The 3,215-nt window shown below is 71.3% G+C and carries 2 protein-coding genes; both read right to left on the bottom strand.

All coding sequences use genetic code 11. The features are described 5' to 3' along the window. Window positions 1–32 precede the first annotated feature (32 nt). Window positions 33–803 (bottom strand): polyprenol monophosphomannose synthase, encoded by a 771-nt coding sequence (locus AC13HU_RS34680; RefSeq protein ID WP_483045971.1) that lies wholly within the window; start codon window positions 801–803, stop codon window positions 33–35. Then, window positions 800–2,440, bottom strand: a complete 1,641-nt coding sequence (gene lnt, locus AC13HU_RS34675) for an apolipoprotein N-acyltransferase (RefSeq protein WP_483045972.1) — start codon at window positions 2,438–2,440, stop codon at window positions 800–802. Before lnt ends, AC13HU_RS34680 begins: the two co-directional genes overlap by 4 nt. Window positions 2,441–3,215: the final 775 nt, after the last annotated feature.

The following is a 3,215-nucleotide window of genomic DNA, read 5'->3' as shown; positions in this document are numbered from 1 at the left end:
GCCCTGTACCGCCCCCTGCACCGCCCCTTGCGCTACGGCAGCTGACGGCGCCCGGTGATCTTGCTCGCCCGCGCGCCGACACCCCACGCGGTGACCCGCCACAGCGCCTCGGCCACGATGTTGCGGCTCATCTTGCTGTCGCCGCGCTCGCGCTCCATGAAGGTGATCGGCACCTCGACCACGTGGAAGCCGGCCTTCACCGCGCGCCAGGCCAGGTCGACCTGGAAGCAGTACCCGGCGGAGGCGATGTCGCCCATGCCCAGGCTCTCCAGGGTCTGCCGCCGGAAGGCCCGGTAGCCGCCGGTGACGTCACGGATCGGCACGTCGAGCATCAGCCGGGAGTAGGTGCTGCCGCTCCGGGAGAGGTACTCGCGGTGCTTGGGCCAGTTCACCACCCGGCCGCCGGGAATCCACCGTGAGCCGAGCACCAGGTCGGCGCTCTTCAACGCGGTGAGCAGCCGCGGCAGTTCCTCCGGCTGGTGCGACCCGTCGGCGTCCATCTCGACCAGTACGTCGTAGTCGTGGTCGATCCCCCACTGGAACCCGGCCAGGTAGGCCGCGCCGAGGCCCTCCTTGCCCTTGCGGTGCATCACGTGCACCTGCGGGTCGTCGGCGGCCAGCTCGTCCGCCAACTTGCCGGTTCCGTCCGGGCTGTTGTCGTCGGCGACCAGAATGTCCGCCTCGGGCACCGAGGTCCGCACCCGCTTGACGATCGGCAGGACGTTCTCCGCCTCGTTGTAGGTGGGGATGATGACCAGGACCTTGCCGAGGGAGTCGAAGCTCCGCTGCTCGTCCTCGTTCACTGCTGCGTCTGCCCTTTCGCCATGCGCTTGCGCTCCAGCCTGCCGATCGCGGTGGCGGCCGCGCAGGACAGGAGACCAACCATAGCGAGTGCCCACTCAGGTGCCGCACCAACTCGGTCCGCGATGGTCCGCTCGTCGCGCAGCGGAATGTCGGCGCTGATGACCTGCTGGGTGAACTCCTTGCTGCGCTTCTCGATCGTCCCGTCCGGCTCGACCACCGCACTGATCCCACTGGTCGCCGCGGTGACCACGGCCCGGCCGTGCTCGACCGCGCGCAGCTTGGACATCGCGAGCTGCTGGTCAGGCTGGCCGGTGCGGCCGTAAGTTGCGTTGTTGGTCTGTACGACGATGGCGCGGGCCCCGGCGTTCACTGTGTCGCGCACAATTCCGTCGTAGGCCACCTCGAAGCAGATGACGTCGCCGAGCTTCGCCGGGCCGATCTGCATCACCCCGGTGCCCTTACCTGGGTAGAAGTCCTTCGGGATCTCGTTGAGCATCGGGATGACCTTGGTCAACTCTTTGCGAAACGGGACGTACTCGCCGAACGGCACGGGGTGCTGCTTTGTGTAGTGGGCGCCGGGGCCGGTGACCGGGTCCCAGACGATGCCCTCGTTCTGCACGTGCGCCTTGTCCGGGCCGTCGACCAGCGCACCGACCAGTATCGGCACGCCGACCGCCTGGACCGCCTCGGTGATCTTGTCGTACGCCAGCGGGTAGGTGAACGGGTCCAGGTCGGAGGAGTTCTCCGGCCACAGCACGATGTCGGGCTTGGGCACCTTGCCCGCCTTGATGTCCGCGGCGAGCTTCAAGGTGGCCTGCACGTGGTTGTCGAGGATCTTCATCGGGCGGCCGAGGAAGTGCATGCCGGGCTGCTGCACGTTGCCCTGCACGATGGCGATCTTCACATGGCCGACCGCGTTGGTGTGGATCGGCACGAGCAGGCCGGAGAGCAGCACGGCCGCGGACAGTACGAGGGCGCCGGCCGCGGGCAGGGCGCCGCGTACGGTCGGCGCCGGGGTCCGCGGGTCCGCGGCGCGGGCGCGGTAGGCCCGGAAGGCGGCGAGCGCCGCCGCGGCCAGCAGGGTGCCGCTGAGCGCCACCGCGAAGCTCACCAGCGGAGCGCCGCCGAGCGCGGCGAGCGGGGTGAACGGCGAGCCGGTGTTCGCGAACGCCAGCCGGCCCCATGGGAACCCGCCGAACGGCAGGCGGTCGCGGACCAGTTCCTGGGTCACCCACAGGCAGGCCGCCCACAGCGGCCACCACGGCAGCCGGCGGGCCACCACCATCAAGGCGGCCATCACCACCACGTACAGTGCCTCGATCGCGGACAGGCCCACCACGGCGAGCCAGATCACCGACCGCAGCCACACCAGCAGCCACAGGAAGAACGGGAACGCGAAGGCGAAGCCCAGCCACGCGCCCTGCCGGACCGTGCGGCCCTCCAGCACCAGCGCGAGGCCGGCCACCGCGACCACGGACAGCGGCCACACGCCGTACGGCGGGAACGCGGCGGCCATCATCAGGCCGAAGGCAGCGGCCACCCCACTCCTGGGGGCCGCTGCCCTGGCGGCGGCCTTCCACCGGGCGCGCCGCGTCACCGGTACGACCGGTACGACGCTCACTTCGGCGGGGGGCAGGACCCCGGTGGGCGCCGCGGGGGCGTTCGGCGGACGCAGGCGCACGTTCGCGGCCTTCCCTTGCAGGTGGAGAGAGCTGACGAAGGTGACCGTACCGCGTGTTCCTGGCGGTATGCCCAGGGCGGGTCCACCCAGGGCAACCACGCGGCGTGCCGCACCTACTCGGGGGCGCGGGGAACGGCGCGACCAGCCACTGACCAGGGGTGGTCCCTCAACCGGCGGAACGGGGCACCCCGGAGGGTCAGGGGCGCACAACGGGAGCGGGCCCGGACACCCTTCGGGCCGACCTGGGAACCGCTGGCTGCGGCTCGGCACCGAGGCCGTTGTCTACTGGGCGTCCGGGCCCTTCCCGGGTCACACCTGTCGATCGGGCGGCACTCCCCCCGCGTTCCGCGTCGCGGACACTGGACCTGGCTGCCAGTGGCGGCGCGCGTGCGGCGCGGCGCCCCATGGCCCAGCGGTGTTCGACGCACTCGCGGAGAGCCCCCGGTCCGACGTCCTGTGGTGGACCTGGCCGAACCTACTCGCCCCCGACCAGCCACTGTCAACACCCCTGTGACCTGCGGACTCCTCGTAAATCAGCAGGTCAGTGGCGAGGTGCCCGCGCGGCCGCGACACGCCGCCGCCGGTCCACCGCGCACCGTTCGGCCGCATAACGGAAAGCGCAGGTCACCCGTTCGGCGGGCGGTGGATCGTACGGCCGGCGACGACCGTGTGCAGCGCGGTGGGCAAGGGCGTTCCGGGGGTGAGGTCGGGCAGGCCGGGGGTGCCGGAG

Source organism: Streptomyces sp. NH27 (assembly GCF_056859195.1).
This window is presented reverse-complemented; position numbering and strand designations above follow the sequence as displayed.